The sequence below is a fragment of the Haladaptatus sp. DYF46 genome (genome assembly GCF_021083305.1).
GTDB lineage: Archaea > Halobacteriota > Halobacteria > Halobacteriales > Haladaptataceae > Haladaptatus.
Genome location: NZ_JAJFAY010000003.1, coordinates 156,790 through 179,965, shown reverse-complemented (window position 1 = coordinate 179,965; position 23,176 = coordinate 156,790). Strand labels below are relative to the sequence as shown.

The 23,176-nt window shown below is 59.9% G+C and carries 25 protein-coding genes; 10 read left to right on the top strand and 15 right to left on the bottom strand.

The genetic code is table 11. The features are described from left to right. Positions 1-1,194 carry an MFS transporter gene (locus LJF34_RS16890; protein WP_231186472.1) on the top strand — a complete coding sequence of 398 codons (1,194 nt, stop codon included), beginning with the start codon at positions 1-3 and terminating at the stop codon, positions 1,192-1,194. 31 nt (positions 1,195-1,225) lie between these two features. Here the strand turns inward: LJF34_RS16890 and LJF34_RS16885 are convergent, their stop codons facing one another. From LJF34_RS16885 to LJF34_RS16875, 3 genes are read right to left on the bottom strand one after another with little or no spacing between them, the layout of a single operon-like run. Continuing rightward, the gene (locus LJF34_RS16885; protein WP_231186471.1) at positions 1,226-3,106 is read right to left on the bottom strand and encodes a TRAP transporter fused permease subunit; all 1,881 of its coding nucleotides are present in this window, start codon (positions 3,104-3,106) and stop codon (positions 1,226-1,228) included. Continuing rightward, positions 3,103-3,597 (bottom strand): DUF1850 domain-containing protein, encoded by a 495-nt coding sequence (locus tag LJF34_RS16880; protein WP_231186470.1) that lies wholly within the window; start codon positions 3,595-3,597, stop codon positions 3,103-3,105. Before LJF34_RS16880 ends, LJF34_RS16885 begins: the two co-directional genes overlap by 4 nt. A 9-nt stretch (positions 3,598-3,606) precedes the next feature. Continuing rightward, on the bottom strand, positions 3,607-4,623 hold the full coding sequence (locus tag LJF34_RS16875) for a TAXI family TRAP transporter solute-binding subunit (protein ID WP_231186469.1): 1,017 nt from the start codon (positions 4,621-4,623) through the stop codon (positions 3,607-3,609). A gap of 243 nt (positions 4,624-4,866) precedes the next feature. On the opposite strand from LJF34_RS16875, the gene LJF34_RS29010 reads away from it, so the two are divergent. Then, positions 4,867-4,995 (top strand): hypothetical protein, encoded by a 129-nt coding sequence (locus tag LJF34_RS29010; protein WP_255666179.1) that lies wholly within the window; start codon positions 4,867-4,869, stop codon positions 4,993-4,995. Positions 4,996-4,998: 3 nt separating this feature from the next. Then, complete coding sequence (locus LJF34_RS16870) at positions 4,999-6,225, top strand: CoA transferase (protein ID WP_231186468.1); 1,227 nt, start codon at positions 4,999-5,001, stop codon at positions 6,223-6,225. A gap of 31 nt (positions 6,226-6,256) precedes the next feature. Here LJF34_RS16870 and LJF34_RS16865 read toward each other — a convergent pair whose 3' ends face one another. Beyond that, a complete protein-coding gene (locus LJF34_RS16865) occupies positions 6,257-6,484 on the bottom strand; it encodes a hypothetical protein (protein ID WP_231186467.1) in 228 nt (75 codons plus the stop codon). Between the two features lie 217 nt (positions 6,485-6,701). Next, positions 6,702-7,073 carry a methylglyoxal synthase gene (locus tag LJF34_RS16860; RefSeq protein ID WP_231186466.1) on the bottom strand — a complete coding sequence of 124 codons (372 nt, stop codon included), beginning with the start codon at positions 7,071-7,073 and terminating at the stop codon, positions 6,702-6,704. 143 nt (positions 7,074-7,216) lie between these two features. On the opposite strand from LJF34_RS16860, the gene LJF34_RS16855 reads away from it, so the two are divergent. Further along, the gene (locus tag LJF34_RS16855) at positions 7,217-8,170 is read left to right on the top strand and encodes a hypothetical protein (protein ID WP_231186465.1); all 954 of its coding nucleotides are present in this window, start codon (positions 7,217-7,219) and stop codon (positions 8,168-8,170) included. Positions 8,171-8,238: 68 nt separating this feature from the next. On the opposite strand, the gene LJF34_RS16850 is transcribed toward LJF34_RS16855, so the two are convergent. Further along, on the bottom strand, positions 8,239-9,408 hold the full coding sequence (locus LJF34_RS16850; protein WP_231186464.1) for an MFS transporter: 1,170 nt from the start codon (positions 9,406-9,408) through the stop codon (positions 8,239-8,241). 199 nt (positions 9,409-9,607) lie between these two features. Here LJF34_RS16850 and LJF34_RS16845 point away from each other — a divergent pair, with 199 nt between their 5' ends. The 3 genes from LJF34_RS16845 (at position 9,608) to LJF34_RS16835 (ending at position 12,182) form a co-directional block, all read left to right on the top strand. Next, positions 9,608-10,345: a hypothetical protein gene (locus LJF34_RS16845; RefSeq protein WP_231186463.1), complete on the top strand. Its 738-nt coding sequence runs from the start codon at positions 9,608-9,610 to the stop codon at positions 10,343-10,345. Positions 10,346-10,495: 150 nt separating this feature from the next. Next, complete coding sequence (locus LJF34_RS16840; RefSeq protein ID WP_231186462.1) at positions 10,496-10,825, top strand: hypothetical protein; 330 nt, start codon at positions 10,496-10,498, stop codon at positions 10,823-10,825. A 550-nt stretch (positions 10,826-11,375) separates the two neighbouring features. Next, the gene (locus LJF34_RS16835) at positions 11,376-12,182 is read left to right on the top strand and encodes a DUF5821 family protein (protein WP_231186461.1); all 807 of its coding nucleotides are present in this window, start codon (positions 11,376-11,378) and stop codon (positions 12,180-12,182) included. Positions 12,183-12,318: 136 nt separating this feature from the next. Here LJF34_RS16835 and LJF34_RS16830 read toward each other — a convergent pair whose 3' ends face one another. The 6 genes from LJF34_RS16830 to LJF34_RS29005 all read right to left on the bottom strand — a co-directional run bounded on the left by LJF34_RS16830 (position 12,319) and on the right by LJF34_RS29005 (position 18,037). Next, positions 12,319-13,797, bottom strand: coding sequence for an MATE family efflux transporter (locus LJF34_RS16830; RefSeq protein ID WP_231186460.1), 1,479 nt, complete (start codon positions 13,795-13,797; stop codon positions 12,319-12,321). After that, positions 13,794-14,378 carry a TetR/AcrR family transcriptional regulator gene (locus tag LJF34_RS16825; RefSeq protein ID WP_231186459.1) on the bottom strand — a complete coding sequence of 195 codons (585 nt, stop codon included), beginning with the start codon at positions 14,376-14,378 and terminating at the stop codon, positions 13,794-13,796. Before LJF34_RS16825 ends, LJF34_RS16830 begins: the two co-directional genes overlap by 4 nt. Positions 14,379-14,531: 153 nt before the next feature. Next, positions 14,532-15,518: an NAD(P)-dependent oxidoreductase gene (locus LJF34_RS16820; RefSeq protein ID WP_231186458.1), complete on the bottom strand. Its 987-nt coding sequence runs from the start codon at positions 15,516-15,518 to the stop codon at positions 14,532-14,534. A gap of 2 nt (positions 15,519-15,520) precedes the next feature. Further along, positions 15,521-16,513 (bottom strand): NAD(P)-dependent oxidoreductase, encoded by a 993-nt coding sequence (locus tag LJF34_RS16815; RefSeq protein WP_231186457.1) that lies wholly within the window; start codon positions 16,511-16,513, stop codon positions 15,521-15,523. 9 nt (positions 16,514-16,522) lie between these two features. Then, positions 16,523-17,740, bottom strand: coding sequence for an NAD-dependent epimerase/dehydratase family protein (locus tag LJF34_RS16810; RefSeq protein WP_231186456.1), 1,218 nt, complete (start codon positions 17,738-17,740; stop codon positions 16,523-16,525). A gap of 168 nt (positions 17,741-17,908) precedes the next feature. Beyond that, entirely contained in the window at positions 17,909-18,037 is a 129-nt protein-coding gene (locus LJF34_RS29005) for a hypothetical protein (protein ID WP_255666176.1), read from the bottom strand. A 104-nt stretch (positions 18,038-18,141) separates the two neighbouring features. Here LJF34_RS29005 and LJF34_RS16805 point away from each other — a divergent pair, with 104 nt between their 5' ends. Beyond that, positions 18,142-18,996 carry a helix-turn-helix domain-containing protein gene (locus LJF34_RS16805; RefSeq protein WP_231186455.1) on the top strand — a complete coding sequence of 285 codons (855 nt, stop codon included), beginning with the start codon at positions 18,142-18,144 and terminating at the stop codon, positions 18,994-18,996. 80 nt (positions 18,997-19,076) lie between these two features. Here the strand turns inward: LJF34_RS16805 and ilvA are convergent, their stop codons facing one another. Continuing rightward, positions 19,077-20,315 carry a threonine ammonia-lyase gene (gene ilvA / locus LJF34_RS16800; RefSeq protein WP_231186454.1) on the bottom strand — a complete coding sequence of 413 codons (1,239 nt, stop codon included), beginning with the start codon at positions 20,313-20,315 and terminating at the stop codon, positions 19,077-19,079. Between the two features lie 197 nt (positions 20,316-20,512). Between ilvA and LJF34_RS16795 the strand changes: the two genes are divergently transcribed. Then, positions 20,513-21,310: an aldo/keto reductase gene (locus LJF34_RS16795; protein ID WP_231186453.1), complete on the top strand. Its 798-nt coding sequence runs from the start codon at positions 20,513-20,515 to the stop codon at positions 21,308-21,310. A gap of 129 nt (positions 21,311-21,439) precedes the next feature. Here LJF34_RS16795 and LJF34_RS16790 read toward each other — a convergent pair whose 3' ends face one another. Beyond that, on the bottom strand, positions 21,440-22,141 hold the full coding sequence (locus LJF34_RS16790) for a DUF4386 domain-containing protein (protein ID WP_231186452.1): 702 nt from the start codon (positions 22,139-22,141) through the stop codon (positions 21,440-21,442). A 232-nt stretch (positions 22,142-22,373) separates the two neighbouring features. Between LJF34_RS16790 and LJF34_RS16785 the strand changes: the two genes are divergently transcribed. After that, entirely contained in the window at positions 22,374-22,754 is a 381-nt protein-coding gene (locus LJF34_RS16785) for a nuclear transport factor 2 family protein (RefSeq protein ID WP_231186451.1), read from the top strand. Positions 22,755-22,776: 22 nt separating this feature from the next. On the opposite strand, the gene LJF34_RS16780 is transcribed toward LJF34_RS16785, so the two are convergent. After that, positions 22,777-23,136, bottom strand: a complete 360-nt coding sequence (locus LJF34_RS16780) for a hypothetical protein (RefSeq protein WP_231186450.1) — start codon at positions 23,134-23,136, stop codon at positions 22,777-22,779. Positions 23,137-23,176: the final 40 nt, after the last annotated feature.

The following is a 23,176-nucleotide window of genomic DNA, read 5'->3' as shown; positions in this document are numbered from 1 at the left end:
ATGAAACGGTCCCAACTCCTCCGCGAATCCCCGGTAACGACCATCATCTTTGCGAGCACGCTCGTCGCCGTGATGGGCGTCTCGCTCATCAGTCCCGCACTTCCCGCCGTCCAAGACGCGTGGAACATCTCCGAAGCGCAAGCCAGTCTGTTGCTCTCGGCGTTCACTCTCCCCGGCGTGTTTCTGACGATTCCGATGGGGTTACTGGCCGACCGAATCGGCCGCAAGAAGATTCTCGTTCCCTCGCTCGTCGTCTTCGGCCTCTGTGGCGCGGGCGTCGTCCTGTTCTCGGATTTCGAGACGATACTCGTCCTCCGCGCGGTCCAAGGCGCCGCCAGCAGCGCGATTGCGACCCTCACGGTCACGTTGATCGGCGACCTCTACACCGGCGAAAAACGGCGAACCCTGATCGGGATGAACGCCGCGATTCTCGCGGTCGGTGCCGCGGGGTATCCGCTCCTCGGCGGGGCGCTCGCGACGATTTCGTGGACCGCGCCGTTCATCTGTTTCCTCTTCGGAATCGTGGTCGCACTCCCCGGAATCGTCTATCTGGAAGAACCGTCCGACACGGGTGACGGTGCGAGCACCAGCATCCGTGAGTTCGTGACCGGTTCGACGTCGATGAAGCCCTATCTCGTGCTCTACACGGCCATTTTCGGCATCTTCCTCCTCCTCTACGGGGCGCAACTCACCGTCGTCCCCTTTATCCTCGCCAACTCCTACGGGTACTCCTCGGGAGTTATCGGGCTCCTCCTCGGATTGCCGGCGGTGATGATGGGACTGACGGCCATGCAGGGCGAACGACTGCTTCGGTCGGTTTCGAGTTTCCAGTCCATCGCGCTCGGATTCACCAGTTACGGTGCCGGCCTCGTCCTCGTCTCCGTCGCGGATTCGGTGTATCTGGTCGCCGGTGCGCTGCTGCTGTTCGGATTGGGACAGGGTCTCGCCGAACCGATAACGGACACGGCGCTGAACGAGTTGGCACCGGACGAGTTCCGGGGCAGTATCATGAGTATCCGAACGAGCGTGCTTCGACTCGGGACCACCGTCGGGCCGCCCGTGTTCGTCGGACTGGCGACGTTCGTCGGATACGCACAGACGCTGCTCGTCGGCGGTGGTGTGGCGCTCCTCGTCGGCATCAGTTGGCTGCTGGTTCGAACCACGCAGTCGTCGAGAATCGTGGTCTCCGACTGACGCTCGGAGACGGTTTCGTGCTTGGAAACGATCAGTCGACGCCGGTCGGCGTCGGAATCTCCGGCGGTTGGTTCACCACGTACTGTTTGAGGAACACGGCGGTGATGATGGCGAACCCGGCGAGGTCGGTCAACAGACCGGGCGCGATGAGAACCACGGCACCGACGACCAGCGCGATTCGTTCGAGGTAGCTCGCGGACGTGTAGAAGTACCCCTGTGTTCCGGCGGACAGCGCGAGGATTCCGACGATGGCGGTCGTCGCACTGATGACGATCATCGTCGTCGAACCGATGAGCAGGAGCTGTGGCCCGTAGACGAACATGTACGGGACGAGGAACCCGGCGGCGGCGAGGTTGAGCGCGGTCAGTCCGGTCTTCCACGGGTGTGACTCCGCGATTCCGCTCGCGGTGAACACCGCCAACATGATGGGTGGCGTGATGGCCGAGATGATTCCGAAGTAGAAGATGAACAGGTGGGCGGCGATCAGTTCGACGCCCATCTGCTTCAGGGCCGGCGCGCCAAGTGCGGCGAGAACGACGTATGCCGCCGTCGTCGGGAGTCCCATTCCGAGGATGATGGACGTCAGCATCGTGAGGATCAACGCGACGATGAGGACGCCGCCCGAGAGGCTGGTGATGAGCGTGCTGAACTTGAGGCCGAGACCGGTAAGCGTCACCATCCCGACGACGAGTCCGGCGGTGGCACAGGCCGCGGCGACCGTGATGGTCATCCGCATTCCGCGCTCCATGGCGGCAACGCCGAGGGAGCAGGCACCGTGAACGAGCGAACGAATCGTCTCGGTGTCACCGTTTCCGAGAGCGCGAACGAACTCCGTCGCCCGGTCGCGCGGAATCGCGACGATGACGGTCAGCACGATGGCGTAGAACGCGGCTTTCATCGCGGAGTTCCCTTGCACGAGCAGGACCACGAGGACGATGAGCGGAATCAGGAAATGGAAGCCGGTTTTGAGCAGCTTCCACGGGTCGGGGAGGTCCTCCGCGGGCACTCCTTCGAGTCCCTCCCGCTTCGCGCGGAAGTGGACCGCTGCGCCGATGGAGAGGAAGTAGAGCAGTGCCGGAATCGACGCCGCGGCGATGATGGTCACGTACGGAATTCCGGTCCACGAGGACATGATGAACGCACCCGTCGTCGCGGTGTTGGCGACCGCACTCCCGTTCAGACTGGCGAGAAATCCACTCGCCATCACCGACGTCTTCGCGGGGCCGCCGGTCGTTCGCCCCGTCGCGCCGTAGGCGAGGTCGATGAACCAGTCGCCGATGCCGGTCACTTCGAGGAACGCGCCGAGGATGATGAACACGACGACGAACGTCGCGCTCACGCCCAGCGGAATGCCGAAGATGCCTTCCGTGGTGAGGTAACTGTGTGAGATGATGCGTTCGACAGTGTAGCCGCGGTGGATTATCGGCTGAGGCATGTACCGGCCGTAGTAGGCGTAGAGGAGGAACGACGAGGCGATCATCGGGAGGATGAGTCCGGTCGCGCGGCGCGTGATTTCGAGGACGGCGAGGATGGTGATCGCGCCGAAGACGATGTCCCGCGTGAGGGGATCCCCTGATCGGCTCGCCAACGTTCCGAATTCGATGGCGTAGGCGATATAGAGGATGCTCGGCACCGAGACGACCATCAACAGCCAGTCGTACCACGGGACTCCCTCCGTGTCCCCGCTTCGCCCCGGGAACAGGAGAAACGCGAGGACGGTGACGAACGCGAGATGGAGCGGTCGGTTGATGAACGCGCCGGGGGTTCCGAACCCGGCGGTGTACACGTGATAGACGCCGGCGATGACGGCGACGGCCATCGCCAGATACCGGGCCGTTCCGGTCACTTCACGCGCTTTCTTCGTTTCCGATTCCCCGGCCGTGGATGCGTCCGATTCGATAGTTTCTGTCATAGTTGTGCGGTCGCTTTGTGAGAGAGATATTCGAGGTACGACATGTGCTCCGGGGAGAGTTCGAGCGTGTCCCACCGGTCCGCATAGTGCGTCAGCGGCGTTTCCTCGTCCCCGACGACGAGCGACTGATTCGTGTACGTCGCCACTCGAATCGGGACGGAATCGAACGTCCGGTTCATGTGCAGGACGGTGAAATTCCCGACGCGTTCCTGGTCGCGGTCGGTGTATTCGAGGCCGATGGCGAAGTACTCGAACTCCTCCCGCGTCTGGACGATTTCGCCGTCGCGGATGACGTACACCTCGTGAATCGGGGTCTTGTTGAACGAATGGACGTACTCGATGGCGAACTCCTGACCCGGGTCGATTCGCTCGACGCCGACCGTCTCGCCGGTTTGAGCGTTTCGGATACGAAGAACGCTGACCCCCATCGTCGCGCTGGCACCTACGACCAACCCGCAGGCGATCAGACCGATTACGAGGCGCTTACGCATGGATTCACGTTAGAGATTCGCCTCGTCGAAGTACTTCTTCGAACCCGGGTGGAGGTTTATCGGGGCGGCGCGAGCAGTACCCTCGAACTGTTTCGCCGCAGGGTGAACCTTCTCGAGCGCGTCGAGGTGTTCGTAGATGACCTTCGTCAACTTGTACGCGAAGTCTTCGCTCATGCCGCTTTTGACGATCATCGTGTTCGTCACGCCGGGGACGCTGACCTCGTGGTCGACGCCCTTGTAGGTCCCCGCCGGGATGGTACTTTTCGAGTAGTAGTCGAACTTCGACGTGATCTTCTTCAGATCGCTCTCGGGAAATTCGACGAAGGCGATGTCGCGTTGACTGGCGAGGTTCTGAATCGACGACGCGGGATAGGCGACCGACCAGAAACCGGCGTCCACCTGTCCGTCCTGCATCGCCGTCGCCGTTTCGCTGAACGAGAGGCGCTGTGCGTCGATGTCTTTGTAGGTGATGTCGAAGTAGCCGAGCAGTTCCCTCGCGATGACTTCGGTTCCGGACCCGGGAGCGCCCACCGAGATTTTCTTTCCCTTCATGTCCGGAATCGTCTCGATACCGGACCCCTTCGTCGTGATGACCTGCGTGCTGTTCTGGTACGCACCGAAGGCCGCCTTCAGGTCGAGGGCCTTGTCGAAATCGCCCTTCCCGTCGACGGCGAGGAGGACGGCGTTACCGAGCGCGAGCGCCATGGTCATCTCGCTGCTCGACACGAGTCGACAGTTCTCGACGGACGCCCCCGTCGATTCGGCCGTCGCCTCCACGTTATCGAGGTTCTTGTTCATGATGTCCGCCATTCCACCGCCCAGCGGGTAGTAGACTCCACCCGTACCGCCGGTTCCGATGGAGACGAACTGGGTTCCGCCCCCTCCGGAACCGCTGGAATTCTTCGACCCTCCCGATTTCGCGGGTCCACCGGAACACCCCGCCACCATCGTGGCCGCCGTGATTCCGACGCTCGATGCGAGAAACGTACGCCTGTCTATGCCGTGGCTCTGATTACCGCTACCCATACCAAAGAACCAAAAGTGGACATAATAAATCTATTGACCCAACATAATATTTTTAAAATCTTATCATTTTTCAATACCAATTGCGAGTATATTCTTCCCAAAACGACGTCCACACGGCTGATTGCAGTTCTATCGGTCGTTTCACCCGGGACTATCGCGTCAGAACCGGCGTACGGCGTGAAAGTTTCACAGGTCGGTTTCATCGAAACTGTTTACCGAGGTATCTTCGAACAGTGTCCTACGATGGTGGTAGATACCGTTCCACAAGCCGAGTATCGTCCCTCCCAGAACGGGCGTCCGGACGCCCGAACGCTTCTCATCGGTGGACGGGTCGAATGGCGACGGAGTGCGAGTTCGACGGGGGGGCCGTAACGGATGGTCGGCGAAGCTCACCGACCGGCGACGGAGACCGGTCCCCTCGACGGACTCACGGTTCTCGATGCGTCCCGCGTCCTCGTCGGTCCGTTCTGTACGATGCAGTTGGGGGACCTCGGCGCGGACGTCATCAAAATCGAGCAACCGGGAACCGGCGACCAGACGCGCAAGTGGCACCCGCCGACCTACGGCGAGTCGGACCAGAGCGCCTACTACCTCAGCGTGAACCGCAACAAGCGCTCGATGTCGCTCGACCTTTCGAGCGACGACGGACGGGCGATCTTCCGCGATTTGGCGAGCGAGGCCGACGTCGTCGTCTCGAACTTCCGAGTGGGGACGATGGGGAAGTGGGGACTCGACTATCCGACGCTCCGGGAGGATAACCCCGGCCTCATCTACTGTGCGCTCTCGGGATACGGCGAGTGGGGACCGGACAGGGACCGACCCGCGTACGACCTCATCATGCAGGCCGAAGGCGGTCTGATGAGCATCACCGGCGAAGCGGATGGGTCGCCCGTTCGCGTGGGCGTGGCCATCGCCGATATCGGTGCCGGGATGTACGCGACACAGGCCATCCTCGCCGCGCTGCTCGAACGCGAACTCGGCGACGGGACGGGACAGAAAGTCGATGTCTCGCTCCTCGACAGTCAGGTCGCGTGGATGAGTTACATGGCGTCGAACTACTTCGCGACGGGGACAGCACCGGGGAGAATGGGAAGCAAACATCCCACTCTCGCTCCGTATCAGGCGTTTCCGACGGCGGACGGGTACGTCGTCATCGCGGTTCCGTCGCCGAACCTCTGGCCGAAGTTCTGTGCCGCAATCGACCGCGAGGACCTCGTCGACGACGACCGGTTCCACGACAACGCCTCGCGCGTCGAGAACCGCGACGAACTCGATGCGCTCCTCGAACCGACGTTCGCGGAGTTTACCACGAAAGAGGTTTTGGAGACGATGGACGACCACGGCGTCCCGGCGAGCGACGTCAAGGACATGGAAGACGTCTTCGACAACCCCCAAGTGGCCGCGCGAAACATGCAGTGGTCGGTTTCGCATCCGACCGCGGGCGACGTCGAAATGGCGGGGAGCCCGATGCACCTCTCGAAGACGCCGACGGGCGTTCGGGCGCATCCCCCGCTCCTCGGCGAACACACGGAGGAAATCCTCTTCGAGTACGGGTACACGGAGGCGGACATCGAGCGATTGTCCGACGAGGGCGTCATCTGACCGGTCTTCCTCTGGTATCTCTTAGATCGCTTCATTCAGTCAGCGGTAGGAAGATGCTGAAAACGAACGGCGAGAGAAGACCGAGCAAGATGCCGAGTATTTCGAGATCGGTGAACAACATATTTTCCCATGCTGGCAGCGATCCGTAAAATGACGTTCCGATGAGTTCACCGAGAGCACCGACCACGAGAAATGAAACACCGAGGAAGAATCCTGTCTTTGTGAATTTCGAGTAGTTTAAGTCTCCGTATCGTCCCATGAAATGGTGTTCGAGTCGATTCTACAAAACAATTTTGACAATCCCATGAATGTCTATTTTCTTCGTATTTGGATACAAATTCTTGCTTCTTTCCGGTGAAATCCACCGTGGGTTGACATCTCCCCCCGCGCTAAAGCGCGAGGATTCTCGCGCCGTTAGGCGTGTGGAGGATGCCAAAGGGCAGGGATATATCAAGGAATATCTCACCCCGGAACCGTTACGTCTCTCCGACTAACTCATCGATAATCGCGTTCGCGCTGGCGAGGTTCGTCGCCAGCGGGACGTCGTGAACGTCGCACACCCGCAGGAGCGCGTTGATGTCCGGTTCGTGCGGTTGAGCGGTCAGCGGGTCGCGGAGGAATATCACGGCGTGGCAGTCACCCGTGGCGACCGCAGCACCGATTATCATGTCCCCGCCGAGCGGCCCGGACTCCTTCGGATCGACCGCGAGGTCGGTTTCCTCCTTGATTCGTTTCCCGGTCGTTCCGGTCGAGATGCAGTCGACGGACGACAGTTGGTCGATGTTGTTCCGTACGAACTCGACCAGATCGGGTTTCTTCTCGTCGTGTGCGATGAGTGCAATCTGCATGCGTGGACGTATCACGGGAAATATCTTGAAGATACGGTGTCGCTCGAATCCCGCCGAGTCGAGAGTGGTATTCGAACAATCACGCGGTAGCGCTGTCCACGCATAAAGAATAACGTAGGGCCGTCCCGTTAACCGAATGGCAAATGCCGCTCAACCGCCGCCGACTTCTGAAAGCACTGGGGACGGGTACCGCGGGTTCGTACGTCGCCAGCGGAACCGAAGCGACCACATTCGGCAGGGAGATACCGGGCGCGACACCGCTCCCCGGAGAACGGTCGACCGAAGCGGGTCTTCCGCCGACGCAAACCGCTTGGGGTCGTTCCGTCGCCGTGGGAAACGGGACGATTCGGACCTTCGTGACGCACACCGGTTCCGAACGGCCGCTCTCCGTCGGCGTCCAGTTCACCGCCGACACCTTGGAGGGCCTTCCTACGGCACCGACCGACGGGAAGTGGGACGTTCCGGACGGGAAAGCGCCGTGTTGCGGTCACGAGACCGTTCTCGAATTTCCGACGTCGGACGTACCGATACCGTTCCGGTGGTTCATGCTGAATTGGAATCCGGCCGGGCATCCGCCGCCGGACGTCTACGCCGTCCCGCACTTCGACTTCCACTTCTACCTGATGCCACGAGCGAAGCGCTCCGAAATCAGGAACGGGAATTGTCCGAGGGCCGAGACCGCGGTCACCTGTGAAACGCTGCGACGCGGGACGGAACCGCTGCCGCCGCGTCAGCGGCCGCCGGACTACGAATCGCTCGGGGCCGTCGAACCGGGGATGGGGAACCATTTGATGGACTTGACGGCCCCCGAGTTCAACGACGACCCGTTCACCCACACGTTCCTCTGGGGTACGTTCGACGGGGAAGTCATCTTCTTCGAGCCGATGATTACACGGTCGTTCCTTCGTGGTTTCTGCACCGAAACGAGGAAGCCTATCAAGATGCCGCCGACGTTTCCGAACGCGGGCTGGTATCCGACCGCGTACGCGATTCGACATTCCAGCGCACACGACGTGTTTTCGGTGAGTTTGGAGTCGTTCCGATGGTTCGGCTCGGAAACCCTCGGTCACGATTCGACCGACGAAACGGGGTGTTAATTCTCGAAACGCTCGGAACCCGTCCGAGCGCCGCGGCGAAACTCGACCGTGCGACGAACGAAGCCGGCTTACTCCGAACTCTCGGGCAGTCGTCCCGTCGAATACAGCCCCGCGAGGACGAGGATGACGCAAGCGACGAGCGACGCGAGCGCGAGGAAAACGGCGTCGAACCGATATCCGGCGTCGGTCAACAGTCCGACGACGGCGGTCCCGTTCGCCTCGACCAACAGGGATAGACCGGTGAACGCGGCGTAGACCACGCCGCGATTCTCGTCCGAGAGGGTGTTGAGGAAGTAGGTGTCCAAGGCGGGAAAGAGGCTGTGTATCGCGTATCCGATGGCGACCGAGACGACCGCTACGGCGACCACGCCGTGTGCGGCGGTGAGTGCGACCACCGACACGACGAACCCCGTCAATATCGCCAAAATGTAGGGGACTATCGGGAGACGGTCCGCGAGCCGTCCGCCGAACCAGAAGGCGGGTAATCCGGCCGCGAACACGACGGTGAGGAGGAGGTTCGCCGTCGTCGTCGAAATCCCCTTCGAGAAGGTGAGGTAGACGACGTAGAAGTTGAACAGTCCTTGCCACAGAAACCCAGCAACGCCGACCATCAGGAGTCCGGTTGTGACGAGTCGCCAGTGAGCCCGGACCGCGGACAGAAACGCGCGGTCGGGGGTGGCTTCGTCGGCGATTTGCGACCCTCGAACGACGCTCGCGAAGACGATGCTGAAGACGACGGTACCCGCGGCGAGGAGGACGAACACCGTTCGCCACGAGGCGACCAACAGAATGCCGACCACGATGGTCGGTGCGAGTACCGCCGCCAGTTGGGAAGCCGCTCCGTGAATGCCGACCGTTCGTCCGACCGAATCCGGGAACAGTTCCGCGATGAGCGGGACGGCGGCGACGAAGTAGGCTCCGCTGGCGACGCCGAGCGCGAACGTCCCGACTCGAAGCACGGCCAGCGAATCCGCGACGGCGATGAGTCCCGACGCACCGGCGAGAAGGACGCCCGTCGCGAGAACGGCTCGGTGACGAGGGACGTGGGTGAGGACGTATCCCATCGGAATTCGCGGAACGGCGGTTCCGAGCCACACCAACGATATCAACACGCCGACGGTCGCTTGGTCGGTTGAAAAGGCGACCACCAACGGTTCGAGCAACGGCGCGAAGACGGTTCGCCCGAAGTTCATCAGGAAGACCAACCCACAGAGCGTTCCGAACAGACGGCGTCTCACTACCGGTTCGTACCGAGCCAGACGATACAACGGTTGTGGAACGGCTCCGAACGGTCGTCTTCTCCGTCACGCCGAATCGACGTTCCGGACGACACGAACGTGTTCGGAGACGATAACTTCACGCCCGGGGGGCATGTATCTCGTACAATGAGAACTAATCGGCGAGTATATCCTCTCAGACGACGTTCTATACTTGATTATGCCGATCAACATTACGAACGTTCTCAAGCAAGGGTACGGACGAACTGTCAAGCGAAACGGGCTCATGCTCGTGGGCATCATCTTCGTCATCTCCGTCGTCAACGGCGTGGTGGGTGTCAGCGTCCGAGCGACCCCGACGGCACTCGCCCCGTCGCTCGCTGCGGGTCTCGTCTCGGTGGTCCTGAGCATCGCGTTACTGGTCGTGAGTATCGCGGCCATTCGCGTGTTCGTGAGCGACGAAACCGAACGCCTCCCCAGGGAGTTCTTCACCCGAAACATGGTCTGGGCGGCGGTCAACGTCTTCATCGGAATGATAGTCTTCGGTATCATCGTGGCGTTGGGTCTCGTCGCGCTGATCGTCCCGGGCATCTTCCTGCTCGTGACGTTGGCGTTCTGGACCGTCTACGTGGCCGTCGAGGACCAGAACTTCGTCAAAGCCTTCCGCAGCAGTTGGGGATTGACGAGGGGCTACCGCTTCAACCTCCTCGTGTTGGGTGTCGCGGTGATACTCCTCACGATACTCGTCACCATCGCCTTCGGTTTCGGCGACCTCGCCAGCGGTAGTTTCGTCGGCGATGTCGTCGCCTTGGTGTTCGCGCAGGCCGCGAGCGCCATCACGACGGTCTTCTCGACCGCCGTGCTCGCGAGGGCGTACACCGAACTCAACACTCCCGACGAGGGTGATATCGGTGAGACGACCAGCAATGACGCTCCCGCCGAACGTCCCGTTGCGTGAGACGGCCGGTTTTTCGCATCCACGACGAGAGGTTCCCTTCGAGTCAGCGAAGTCGGACGTTCGCATCCGTTCTTTCTCCCGAACCGACACGATAAATAGAGCATCGATTATCACGCAATGATTATGCTCTTCGGTGTCCATCCTATTCGAATGACTACCAACAACACTACGACATCCGGTGGTTCGTTCAGCGTCGCAGCAGTAGTAGCTATCTTCGTCGGGTTACTACTCTTCGGGTACGGCCTCCTGCTCGTTCCGGTGTCAGTATTGGGCGGCGGGTGGGTCGCCGCGATAGGCCTCTCGGTCCTTTTCGCGGGCGTGTTCGCCACCCGATGGATCGGCGACCGCTTGGGGATCTCCGCGTCGGATCAGCACACGCTGTCGGTGGCGTTCTCCGTACTCGCGATACTCCTACTGGGCGCGTACGTGGTGGTCAACTTCGCGTTGTTCGAGGGTGGGATGTCCGCGATCAGTCGCTAAGCGCATCCCGTCCGCTGTCGTACGGAAACACGCCGCAACGATCTCTTCTGCTCGAATCCTGTCGAACGACACTTCCCTCGGTCCTCCGGTGACGGAATGGCTTTCATATCGGCCGAAACGCGAATTCAACGTACGAAACGGTAGCCAAAGCGTCTCACGACGGGATGGGGTCTCGTACTGTCCGATTAAGTTCACTATTACGGATGGAGTTTAGGCACCTTATTTCCGGGAAACACCAGAATACCGATAGCAAATATCGTTATTTTATCGCCGAACGGCCCTCCCTGAATACGTCGGGTACGTCGGTAGAATCGCTTTAGGAGAAAAAGTAGGGAGAATCGGAGTCCGGAATATCGAGCGAGAAACGAGGACGAAATATCGATGGGGACGCCGATCCATCGAAATCAAATGGTACGAAACATTAAACATATGAAAAATACGTCCGATCGGTTCTTCCCGGTGTTTCTCCCCGCTTCAGTTCTGATTTCAGGCTCACCTTTCGAGTAATAATGGGCGTGGAACAATAGAACACCTTCCCGTGTACAACTGTATGTCCGCAGAAGCAACCGTACTCGACGAAGAGTTCACCGATATGATCGACTCGTTTTTCGAAGACACCGACTCGGTGCTCATCGTGAATCCCGCACACGATGTCTTTCGAACGATGATGTTGACGGCGTCTTCGTTCGATGGCGATCTTCCCGACATGCAGGTGCTCGCCACGCCGGACGTCCTCAAAGATTCGTTGGACGACTTCATCCTCGCCAGTCACGTGGCGGATTTGATCGACCGTGGTTCCCTGGAACTCCGGACGACCACCGACATCGCGCGGAGTTCGCTGATCGTCAGCGATGACGAAGTCGTGACCGTCGTCACGTTGGATTCGAATACGACGGGGATGCGCTCGGCGGACGACGAATTGGTCGAAAACGTGCGGACGACGTTCATGGAAGACTGGGACGATGGGGACGCGTTCAATCTACGAACGCCCCCGCTTTCGCGGGTTCAGGAGACGCTCCGCGAGGAAATCGGTTCCAACGCCGGGGACGACTTCATGATGGTCGTCGAGTCGGTCGAAACGATTCCCGGTGACGAAGACGAACTCGACGAAGTCGCCATCGCGTTGTTGGTCGCGGCGAACAACGAAGTGTTGCTCTACGATATCAGCAAGTGGGGCGAGGATACGGGGGTGGCGAGTAAGGCGACCTTCTCGCGAACCAAAACCCGACTCGAGGACCGAGGCCTGATAGAAACCGAGAAAGTCCCTATCGACGTGGGGCGCCCGCGTCTCCGGTTGGTCTTGGTTCCGGACGACTTGGAGGAAGTGGATGAACTCGCCGATCGAACCTCCGCATAGACTCGTGAAACCCCTTCGGGATGCTCCCAAGGAGTAGCACTGTCGCGATTCGTATCGTTCGACGTTCTCGGGACTCCTCTCCGTCGAGCTATGAGTCCGGCGTCCTTCACGTAACCGATTTCGGACGTATCCCTGCTCAGTCGTCGCTCGTCGTCGGGTCCACGTCGTCCGTTCCGACGTCCTCCGCTTCGATTTCCTTGGAAGTCGGTGCCCCTCGAACGTCGCTATCGCGCCACGTTCCGCGACGGAACCAGAGCCACGCGATACCCGCTCCAGCCACGTTCGAGACGAAGAACGCTATCCAGATCCCCCTGACGCCGAAGACGTACTGGGCGTACGGAATGTCGAACCGGAACTGCGAGGCGACGTACGCCACCGGCAGTCGGATACCGGCGAGGGTGATGATGGAGATGGCTGCGGCGACCATCGTCTTGCCGGCACCGCGGAAGCCGCCGGTGAACGCCCGCATGATTCCGATGAATCCGAACGACAGCGCGACGTACCTGAGGAACGTGGTCCCTTCCGAAAGCACGGCGGGGTCGTCGGTGAACACGCCCACGATGGGCGTCGGGACGAGGAAGATGAGGACGCCGACGAGCGCGAGGACGACGAACAGTCCCTTGGCGGCGACGTAGTTCGCCTGCTCGGCGCGGTCGTACTTTCCGGCACCGATGTTCTGGCCGGACATCGTCTCGACGCCGCGAGCGACGGCGATCGCGGGAAGGAAGATGACCGAGAAGACGCGAGTTCCGATGCCGAACGCCGCGACGACCGACGTCGAGAACAGGCCGACGACGAGCAACAGCGCGTTTATCGACAGGGCACGGCCGGTCCCTTCGATGCTCGCCGGGACGCCGATTGAGAGGATTTTCCGCAGATACTGGAAGTCGGGTTTCATGTCCGAGAGATGGATCTGAATGCCGCGCCTCCCGGACTCCATGATGACGAGGCCGACGAGCATCGCGAGACTTCGGGAGAAGACGGTCGCGATCGCCGCCCCTTGGATACCCATTTCGGGGAACGCGAGCGGTCCGATCGTCCACCCGTTGATGAGGAACGGGTCCAGGATCACGTTGATGACGACCGTCCCGAACATGACGACCATCGGCGTGATCGTGTCGCCCGCACCGCGCATCAGCGAGATGAAGACGAAAAAGCCGAACATGAACGGCAGGCCGAGCGCGACGACCTGCATGTACGCGGTCGCACCCGGAAGGACGCTCGGTGACGCCCCGAGGAATTTGAGGAAGGGTCGGACGAACGGATAGCCGACCGCTCCCAGAATCACCGACCCGATGAACGCGAACGTGACCGTTTGCGAGGCCGCGTACTCGGCCTGCTCGGTTTCACCCGCTCCCGTGTGCTGGGCGACGAGGACGCTCCCCGCGACGGACAGTCCCATCCCCAGCGAGATGAGCAGGAACACCATCGGAAACCCGAACGAGATGGCCGCCAATGCCTCCGTCGAGTACTGGCCGAGCCAGAACGTGTCGGCGAGGTTGTAGGCGGTCTGCATCAGGTTCGTGATGACGATGGGAAGCGAGAGGTAGAGGAGCGGCTTGACGATACCGCCCTCGGTGAGGTCGAGTTCCTCTTGTCCCTTGAAGAAACTCATGCCGCCACCTCCGGCGTCCACGCGAGTCGCAGTTCCAGATACCGCTCGACCGCTCGGCGGGTTTCCTCGTGACCTTCTCCAAGCGCGACTTTTCGAACGTGCCCGCCGTTGAATATCGTGCTGACGGTGCGAGCGACTTCGTCCGGGTCGGCGTCGTCGAAATGGCCGTCCGCTATCCCATCGCGGACTATCGTCGCGACGACGGCACGCATCGCCTCGTCCAGTTCGATGAATCGTTTCCGATACGTTTCGTGGTACGGTGCCTGCGATTTCAGTTCCATTATCGCGACCGGGAACTCGTCGGCGCGGTCGATCGATGGGGTGAAAACCGCATCCAAGAACGCCGCGAGGCGTTCCCGCGGATCGCCGCCGTCACAGGCCAACCGCTCTTCGAAGTCGTCGACCACGTCGTCGAGGAGCGCGTTCAACAGTTCCTCTTTCGTGTCGAAGTGATAGTGTATCGCCGCCGTCGTCATCGACGACTCCTCCGCGATGCGTTGCATCGTGAGGTTGGCGTAGCCGTGTTCACAGAGGGCCCGGCCCGTCGCCCGTATTATCTCGGTGGACGTTTCCGTATTCATTCGTTACCGTACTTACTGATCAGTCAGTCAAAAGGGTTTTGACTAACTAGTCAGTTAACGGTTCACACGGTTGTCGTTGACAACGAGGGTCCGATATGACTCGAACGACGGCAAACAAAACCGATTCCGTATTCCAAAAACGAATTCCACCGGTCACGCCTTCTTTCGAATCAACTCGCGAACCGACTCCTCGACTGAGTGTTTGATCTCCCAACCGAGTTCCTCGTGCGTTTTCGTGGTATCGACGCTGAAGTCACCTACGAGCGTCTCGCTCGAACGCGGATTCTCGACGAGGGTGACGTCCTTTTCGATGTCCGCCTCCTCCGCTGCGACTTGCGCGACGAGTTCACCGACTTCCATGACGCTCGGGTCCTCGCTGCTCGCGATTTCGTACCGTTGAACGCCCGTTTCGCCCGCTTCGAGTTGTTGGACCATCACTTCCACGCTCCGAACGTACGCACGCGCGACGTCCTTCACGTGGATGTAGTTTCGTGATTGGGTGCCGGGTTCGTAAACGGTCAGCGGATGGTCCGAGAACACGCGATTGACGAAGAAGTTGATGACCGTCCCCTTCGAGATGGTTTGTCCATCGATTTCGTGTTCCCCGTACAGGTTGGACTTGAGATAGAGATGGGCCGGGAACGCATCGTGTGCCATGTCCTCGACGGTGTGTTCCCCGAGGAGTTTCGTCCGGCCGTACCAGTTCATCGGGTCACGCGGCAGGTCGGCCGTGATGGGGAACTGTTGCGGGTCGCCGAGGACGGCCATGCTGAACGGGAACACGAGTCCCGCGCCGGTCTTGCGGCAGAACCACGCGACGTTGGCCGTGCCCTGTACGTTGACGTCGTACGCGAGGTCACGGTTGGTTTCACAGTCGTCCACCCCGCTGATGGCCGCGAGATGTAACACGATATCCGCGCCGTCGAGGGCCGCTTCGAGCCGGTCGCGGTTTCGAATATCCACGTGCAGAACGTCGACGTCGCCGATAGTTCGAACCCCTCCCAAGTAGAAGTTATCGAGCGCGACGATGTCCCACTCCGGGTAGGCCGCTTGCATTCGGTTCACGACGCGACTGCCGATGAACCCGGCGGCGCCGGTCACGGCGATGGTCGGTGTTTCGTTCGTTGGATTTCTTGTCATGGTTACGTTCTTGGAACGTTCGATTTGGGTGGCTCGTTCGAGGTGGGCGACGTGTTCGGCGACGTGAACTGGCGCATGAGATCGCGAATCCCGTCGCGAACCGTCCATTCGAGTTCGAATCCGGTTTCGGCCACGCGGTCGAAGTTCACGTGATACGACGGCCCCGGCTGTTCGTCTTCGAGGTAGGTGATGTCGAACGTACCATCGACCTCCTCACGGACGTTTTGAGCGATATCCGCTATCTGGTAGTTTTCGTCGTTGGCACCGACGTTGTACACCGTTTCGGTCCACGATCGCGGGTTGCAGGCCGCCTGCTTGAACGCTCTGGCGGCGTCGTTGACGTGGATGAACGGCCGCCAGTTTGTCCCGTCGCCGTAGACGGTGAGCGGGCGGTTCGTCACCGCTCGGAAGACGAAGTGATTGACGACGAGGTTGAACCGGATGCCGGGCGAGTAGCCGTAATTGGTACTCATCCGAAGCGCCGTTCCTCGGAAGTGGCCGTCGGAAACGTGGTCGACGAGCGCCTGCTCGCCTTCGTACTTCGTTTCGGCGTACGGGTTCAACGGATTGGCCTCCGTCTCCTCGGTGATGTTCGTGCTGGTCGCTCGTCCGTAGTTGTTACACGAGGAGGCGAACACCACGTTGTCGACGCCGAGCTTCTTCGCCGCGGACAACACGTTCCTCGTTCCGTCGAGATTGACCGCATACGTCTCCTCCTCGCGGTCGTGGGTGCTCGATGCGCCCGTGATACCGGCGAGGTGAACGACGGTGTCCACGCCACGCATGGCGTTTTCGACGTTGCCGTACTCCCGAACGTCACCCCGACGGAACACGAGATCGGTATCCCTCCCGATGTACGCGCCGAGGAGGTTTCGCGGCGACCCGTTGGAGAGGTTGTCGAGGACCGAGACGGTACCGACCCGTTCGTCGGCCTGCAATAGCGGGACGAGGACGCTGCCGATGTATCCACAGCCGCCAGTGACGAGGACGTTCATGGATGATCCTCAGTCGAGCTCCGCGACCGCTTCTTCTTCATCTTCTTCTTCCATCCGCTCTTCGAGGACGCCGGGCAGGAAGCGGTCCTCGTGCGTCGAGATGGTCTCCTCGTACTGGCTCAGCGTTTCGAAGATGTCACGAACGCCGTCCTCGAAGGATTGTGCCTGCTCGCCGATGAGGTCCATGTAGTTGCCGTTCTCCATCTCCATCTTGTGGGTCTCGTCCTCGTCGCGCGGGTTCTCGAAGTGTTCCACTTCGACGTCGTAGTCGAACTCCGCGGCCACGTCGGCGATGGTGTTCGCGACTTCGACGATGCTGATCGGTCGCGTCACCTGATTGTAGACGACGAACTCGTCGTCGCGCTCGGTGTGGTCCGCCAGTGCGAGCTGTGCCAATCCTTCGACGGCGTCTTCGAGGCTGATGAACGGCTTTCGTTGCTCGCCCTTGCCGTACACCGTCACGGGGTAGCCGGCGACCGCTTGGGCCGCGAATCGGTGGCTGACGGTTCCGAAGTAGTAATCGAAGTCGAAGCGCGTCTTCAGGTCGGTGTCGCTGGCGCGGGTCTCCTCGGTTTCTGTTCCGTAGACGATCGCGGTCCGAACGTCGCTGATCGGAATCCCGAACTGCTTGTGCGCCAGCCGCATGTTCGCCGCGTCGTGGGACTTGGTCAGGTGGTACCAGCTACCCGCCATCGCCGGGAACGGCACCTCGTCGCGTTCGCCGCCGTTCTCCATCGTGGCCCCGCCCTCCGGAATCGGGAACTCCGGGGCACCGTAGACGCCCGTCGTCGTCGTCTCGATGAAGTGCGTGTCGGTGAGGTCGTTCTCTTCGAGGCCCCAGAGGAGGTTTCGCGTCGATTGCAGGTTGTTGTGTTGGGTGTAGTTCGCGCGCTCGCCGTTTATCTGGGAGTACGGCGCGGAAGGTTGTGCGGCCGCGTGAACGACGGTCTCCGGTTGGTGGACCGCGAGCAGTTCGTCGACGAAGGCCTTCTCGGTCAGGTCGCCCTCGACGAACGAGAGGTTGTGGAGTCCCAGTCGGGACTTCGCGGCGTCGATTCGTTCCTCCATCGATTGGACGGGAGTCGCGCTGGTGCTCCCGACTTCGGTGACCCACTCCCGTCGGCCGAAGTTATCGACGAGGATGACTCGGTCGTCCGTTCGGTCAGCGATCCGCAGTGCTGTCGGCCAACCGACGTACCCGTCTGCTCCTGTTACAAGTATCGACATGGTTACTCAGATATAGGGTAACTATGATATGAAAGTATTCCCCTTTTGGTCTTGATTGTTACATTGACAAACTCCGGAGCAATATGTTTTCTGACACTCGTTCGAACCACCCGCCGCATTTTCCCGTGACCCCTCGAACAGCAGTTCGTCAACGGACGGTGAACACCGCTATTCCTCTTCACGCCGTTCGCTCAACCGTTCCCAGATCTCGACACACCCAGCACCGTCTTCGATATCGTCGAGGTGTTCTCGTTCGTCGTCACCCTCCTCCCCTTCGTCCGCAGCTGGCTTACTCATATTCTGAGTAACTATTCATGCGTTCCATTATAAGTATTTCGGAGGTAGAACATCCTCGCCGTCACAAACCGTGATTTAATACGGTGAACTGTCTTGGATGACCCATGAATTCATCCCGAGATACGACCGCACTGCTGGAGTTTCTCGACTTAAAGGAGTACGAGTCGACCGCGCTCGAACAGCTCTTTTCGATCGGACGGACGACCGCGCCGAACCTCGCGGAGGCGACCGGAATCCCGAAAGCCCGTATCTACGGCGTCCTCGATTCGCTCACCGACATGGGATACATCAAGACGATTCCAGGCCGTCCCAAGGAGTACCAACCCAAACCCCCCGCCGAAATCCTCAATCGGTCACAGGAAAACAAACGGCAAGCGTACGAATCCTTTCGACAGGACGTGGAGTCCGTTCGGGACGATTTCCTCGATGCGTTTCAACCGCTTTACGAACAGTCGAGCGAACGCATCACACCCACGGAGGACCTCTTTTACGTCGTGGACGTCGGCGAACCGAGCGAAACGGAGACCAGAGAGCTCTATCATACCGCCGATGACATCCTCTGTGTCATCACGAAGAGCTTCGAATACTTCTCCAACGTCGAACCCGCCTTCGAGGAGGCTCTGGACCGCGACATCACCGTTCAGATCCTGTTTCTCGACCCGAAACACCTGACCGAGGAGAACGAGGCGATACAGCGGGAGATCGTCTCCTACATCGACGAAACGTATCCGCGTGTGGACTACCGATTCAGCGACGAAAAGCTCCCGTGGCGGGGAACGTTGACCGACCCGAGCATGGAGTACGAGACGGGAAAAGCCATCCTCCTCGTCGAGGAAAAGGACGTTCCGCTCCACATGCGGCAGGCCGCAGTCACCGAAAACGGGTCGTTCGTCGCGGGAATGAAACGATACTTCGACCTGATATGGGGGCACGAGAGCCGAGAGACCGTTCGAGACTGACGCGGTACAGGGTTACTTTGTGTCTCCTTTTGAGAAGGACTCGAGATTGTATCGATACGACGGACCGTTTTCGAATCGCGTCAGGAGTTGACGTGGATGACCTCGTAGGAGTGACTGCGTATCGAACGAATGATGTTCCGCGCTTGTCCAGCACCGCTCGTCTCCACCTGAAAGACGAGGTACGCTTCGCCGACGTCCAGTTCGGGTGCCGAACGATCGTGTCGGACGTTCCGGATGTTCGCCCCGTGGTTCGCGATGATGCCGGACACCTCCTGCATCTTGCCGGGTTGGTCGTGGATGCGAACCCGAAGTCGGAGGAGCTGTTCGCGGTTCGTCAGCGCGTGCACCAGTACGGTTTGGAGCATCGTCATATCGAGGTTCCCGCCACAGAGCAACGGCATCACCGTCTCCCCCTCGACGTCGAGTGCTTCGCCCATGATGGCCGCGACGGAGGCCGCACCGGCACCCTCGACCACCTGTTTCGCCCGTTCGAGCAGGAAGAGGACCGCCCGCGCGATTTCGCTGTCCGTCACGGTGACGATCTCGTCGACGTGGTCCTCGATGATTCCGAGCGTCAACTCGGAGATGCCGCCCGTCGCGATGCCGTCGGCGATGGTGTCCACGGAATCGAGCGTTTGCGGAATCCCTTTGTCCAAACTATCCGGAACGGTCGCGGCACCCGTCGCCTGAACGCCCACGATTCGCGTCTCGGGGGACAGTTCGGCGAACGCCAGCGCGATGCCGGAGATGAGGCCGCCGCCGCCGATGGGAACCACGACCGTATCGACGTCCGGGAGGTCCTCGTACATCTCCACGCCGAGCGTTCCCTGTCCGGCGATGATGGCCGGATCGTCGTAGGCGTGGATGAGTTCCGCGGACCCCTCCTCCGCGAGGCCCTGTGCGTGGTCCATCGCCTCGCGGAAGTCCCGCCCGACGAGTTCCACCTCGCCGCCGTAGCCCCTCGTCGCGTCTATCTTCGTCTGCGGGGCGGTCTTCGGCATGACGATCGTGGAGTCGATGCCGAGTTTGGTCGCCGCGAGCGCGACTCCCTGCGCGTGATTGCCGGCGCTCGCCGCGACGACGCGGTCGGTGTCCGTCCCGACGACGTCGCGTTCGATTTTGTTGTACGCGCCGCGCGTTTTGAACGACCCCGTCCACTGGAGGTGTTCCATCTTGAGATGTACTTCGCCCCCGGTTCGCTCGTCGAGGGACGTGCTCCGTTCGACGGGCGTCCGTTTGACGACTTCTGGGTCGTCGAGTCGTTCGATTGCCTGTTCGATGTCCGAAAAGGAGAGTCGTTCCGACGGGTTGGCAGTCATCTGTGTGTCCGTTGTCGTCCACTGCTATGATGGGCACGGTTCGGCGTGGCCGTCCCCGAACGGTCCGTACCTGCCATTTCTTCTCCAAACCACTACGGGGCACCCATCGATGGGGGAGGCGCTGACCGGCGCACGACGAAACTGGGAGACGGCGAAACGGCCACACCTTTCACAAGCGACTCGCTCCATCGAAACGTATGGACGAACTCCCGAACATCGGACTCGGCACGTACAAGAACACCGACCCGGAGCAGTGCGCTGACATCGTCTCCACCGCGCTGGAAACCGGCTATCGCCACGTCGATACCGCACAGGCCTACGACAACGAGACATACGTCGGTGACGGTATCGAACGCGCGGATATCGACCGCGAGGACGTCTTTCTGGCGACCAAGGTGTGGGACGACAAACTCGCGTACGACGACGTGCTGGAGAGTGCGGACGACAGCCTCGACAGGCTCGGTGTCGAGAGCGTGGACCTGTTGTACGTCCACTGGCCGCGGAACTCGTACGATGCCGAGGAAACCATTCCGGCGTTCGACGAACTCCGCGACGACGGGAAAATCGACCACGTCGGCCTGAGCAACTTCACGCCCGAACAACTGGACGAAGCAAAGGACGTCCTCGACGCGCCGATATTTGCCCATCAAGTCGAGATGCACCCCCTGCTCCAACAGGAGGAACTCCACGAGTACGCGCACGAGGACGACCACTGGCTCGTCGCCTATGCGCCGATAGCCCGCGGGGAAGTGACTGATGTGGATGAGATTCAGGAGATCGCGGAGAAACACGATACGACACCACAGCAGGTGTCGCTGGCGTGGCTCGCCGCGAAGGAGAACGTGGTTTCCATCCCGAAGACGTCGAGCGAGGACCACCTCCGGGAGAACTTGGAGGCGGGAGAACTGGCGTTGGACGAAGACGATATCGCGGCGATCGACGCCATCGAGCGCGAAGAGCGTCTCATCGACCCCGACGACGCACCGTGGAACTAGTGACGCACGATTGAATCGGTCGTTCGTCACCGTTTAGCTTTCGCCGCAAAGTAGTGTCGAACGAGGCGCAGAGGGACTACCATCACGACGACGAGTTGATGGGTTACTGATAAATGTCCAATCTGTATTTCACACAGTTTCTGATGTCAAGTTTGACCCGGATAGACGAAATCCTTTGATGATCAACCAAAATGCAAGGATAACTTCTTGTAAGACCAATGGGGTCGATAACGCGATGAATTCGCGGGATATCACGCTGATAATAGAGAAGAGGATTAAAAAGCTAGCTAGTATTCCCAGTATATTCCCGACAAAACCGAAGATTGATAACCATCTCGGGATCAGCTTTGTCTTGTAAAACACATAGTATAAGATCAAATTACCCAAGCCCGTAGACGACATTACTCCAACATGGTTCACCAAGTCACGTCCCAGTCGTAATAACTCTCCGAAAGTTCGAATATATAACCGGTCGGTCGTTGCAGCGGTCACATATTCCTGGCTCAAGAACACGAACAACGGCAGGAGTATCACGCCGATCAGTTGAAATACTTGAGCAATTATTCGAAACCCGACGAACCCAATCGCTAAACTTTCGCTGTACTTACTCACGATTGGATACAAAAGAAGCGCAAATCCCAAATATGTCGGAATTAATATAAATTGGAACAATGCTCCCATCAGCACTCGATTCTGGTTTTCAGAGGCTTCGATGAGATAATTCGAACTTTCCACAGCGGGGACGATACTGAACACTCCTACAATAATTCCGAGAAGAATCAGAATTCCCGAAAACAGCGCGATCCTTCTGTCTTTAGACATCTTGCTCATATTCATAATATTACACCAACATTTATACTCATATATCCTTTGACCAGCGTTCTCAATTCGAAGTAACGACACTCCCTACGACGATGAAATGACTTTCAACGAGCTATCCCGTGTGTTATCTACTCGACAAAATCACGCCCGGTGGGGCCACTCGGTCGATACGAATCCATCCTCCCGTCCAGGTCGAGTGAGAAGAACACCTTTGGGACTCCCCGACGGATGGTCGTTCGTCATGAACGCCGACGACGCCGAAGCCACCGTCCGAAAGTACTACGAATCGCTTCGTCAGGGCGAACCGCTCTATCCATATTTCGCGGAGGACGACTCGCTGGTCAAGTTCGGAATCTCGGAGCGACTCGTCGGATACGAGGCGGTTGCGGAAGGGTTGCGCGAACAGACCCGCGAGACCGAGGACTGGACGGTGACGAGCCACGAACTGCGAGTGGCCGAACGAGACGGTTACGCGTGGTTTTCCGACACGGTCGATATGGCGTGGACGGACGCGACGAACGGAACACGCCGCGAGTTCGATACCCGGTGGAGCGGAACGCTCGTCGAACGTGACGGTTGGACGTTCGTCGGAATGCACGTGAGCGTTTCACACGAGTTGTAAATCGCTCGCAGCGACGGCACCATCACCCAGTGGTAAAGAAGGGAGCACCGAGGCGGTCGACCGTCGGTGTGGGGGTGACGATTCGTGAAACGGTATCGTACGTTACCATTCCGGCGTCCGCGAGGAACGGAACGTCCACGTGGTGAAGTGTTACGCGGGTTCGTCGCTCGTCGGAACGGGTCGGTCCTCGACCCTCCTCGTTGGCTTTCTTCCGCGCCAGATGGGAAGCGAGTTCCGACAACTGTACCGCACCGTTGTCGCGGAGATACGTGAGAACGGCGCGGCGTCGCCAGTCCGTGACAACCGACGCCATTTCGGGCGACGACAGGTCGAACGCGGTCATATCGGTTCCTTCGTCGCGAAGTGTGGAGTTCGAATTCATGCGTGATACACCCTGAGTCACCGTAGATAGCACCGGACGG

Excerpts from the sequence above, each read along its gene's own strand:
- LJF34_RS16890 (WP_231186472.1), top strand. The coding sequence starts at position 1 with ATGAAACGGTCCCAACTCCTCCGCGAATCCCCGGTAACGACCATCATC.
- LJF34_RS16885 (WP_231186471.1), bottom strand. The coding sequence starts at position 3,106 with ATGACAGAAACTATCGAATCGGACGCATCCACGGCCGGGGAATCGGAA.
- LJF34_RS16880 (WP_231186470.1), bottom strand. The coding sequence starts at position 3,597 with ATGCGTAAGCGCCTCGTAATCGGTCTGATCGCCTGCGGGTTGGTCGTA.
- LJF34_RS16875 (WP_231186469.1), bottom strand. The coding sequence starts at position 4,623 with ATGGGTAGCGGTAATCAGAGCCACGGCATAGACAGGCGTACGTTTCTC.
- LJF34_RS29010 (WP_255666179.1), top strand. The coding sequence starts at position 4,867 with ATGGTGGTAGATACCGTTCCACAAGCCGAGTATCGTCCCTCCCAGAAC.
- LJF34_RS16870 (WP_231186468.1), top strand. The coding sequence starts at position 4,999 with ATGGTCGGCGAAGCTCACCGACCGGCGACGGAGACCGGTCCCCTCGAC.
- LJF34_RS16865 (WP_231186467.1), bottom strand. The coding sequence starts at position 6,484 with ATGGGACGATACGGAGACTTAAACTACTCGAAATTCACAAAGACAGGA.
- LJF34_RS16860 (WP_231186466.1), bottom strand. The coding sequence starts at position 7,073 with ATGCAGATTGCACTCATCGCACACGACGAGAAGAAACCCGATCTGGTC.
- LJF34_RS16855 (WP_231186465.1), top strand. The coding sequence starts at position 7,217 with ATGCCGCTCAACCGCCGCCGACTTCTGAAAGCACTGGGGACGGGTACC.
- LJF34_RS16845 (WP_231186463.1), top strand. The coding sequence starts at position 9,608 with ATGCCGATCAACATTACGAACGTTCTCAAGCAAGGGTACGGACGAACT.
- LJF34_RS16840 (WP_231186462.1), top strand. The coding sequence starts at position 10,496 with ATGACTACCAACAACACTACGACATCCGGTGGTTCGTTCAGCGTCGCA.
- LJF34_RS16835 (WP_231186461.1), top strand. The coding sequence starts at position 11,376 with ATGTCCGCAGAAGCAACCGTACTCGACGAAGAGTTCACCGATATGATC.
- LJF34_RS16830 (WP_231186460.1), bottom strand. The coding sequence starts at position 13,797 with ATGAGTTTCTTCAAGGGACAAGAGGAACTCGACCTCACCGAGGGCGGT.
- LJF34_RS16825 (WP_231186459.1), bottom strand. The coding sequence starts at position 14,378 with ATGAATACGGAAACGTCCACCGAGATAATACGGGCGACGGGCCGGGCC.
- LJF34_RS16820 (WP_231186458.1), bottom strand. The coding sequence starts at position 15,518 with ATGACAAGAAATCCAACGAACGAAACACCGACCATCGCCGTGACCGGC.
- LJF34_RS16815 (WP_231186457.1), bottom strand. The coding sequence starts at position 16,513 with ATGAACGTCCTCGTCACTGGCGGCTGTGGATACATCGGCAGCGTCCTC.
- LJF34_RS16810 (WP_231186456.1), bottom strand. The coding sequence starts at position 17,740 with ATGTCGATACTTGTAACAGGAGCAGACGGGTACGTCGGTTGGCCGACA.
- LJF34_RS29005 (WP_255666176.1), bottom strand. The coding sequence starts at position 18,037 with ATGAGTAAGCCAGCTGCGGACGAAGGGGAGGAGGGTGACGACGAACGA.
- LJF34_RS16805 (WP_231186455.1), top strand. The coding sequence starts at position 18,142 with ATGAATTCATCCCGAGATACGACCGCACTGCTGGAGTTTCTCGACTTA.
- ilvA (WP_231186454.1), bottom strand. The coding sequence starts at position 20,315 with ATGACTGCCAACCCGTCGGAACGACTCTCCTTTTCGGACATCGAACAG.
- LJF34_RS16795 (WP_231186453.1), top strand. The coding sequence starts at position 20,513 with ATGGACGAACTCCCGAACATCGGACTCGGCACGTACAAGAACACCGAC.
- LJF34_RS16790 (WP_231186452.1), bottom strand. The coding sequence starts at position 22,141 with ATGAGCAAGATGTCTAAAGACAGAAGGATCGCGCTGTTTTCGGGAATT.
- LJF34_RS16785 (WP_231186451.1), top strand. The coding sequence starts at position 22,374 with ATGAACGCCGACGACGCCGAAGCCACCGTCCGAAAGTACTACGAATCG.
- LJF34_RS16780 (WP_231186450.1), bottom strand. The coding sequence starts at position 23,136 with ATGAATTCGAACTCCACACTTCGCGACGAAGGAACCGATATGACCGCG.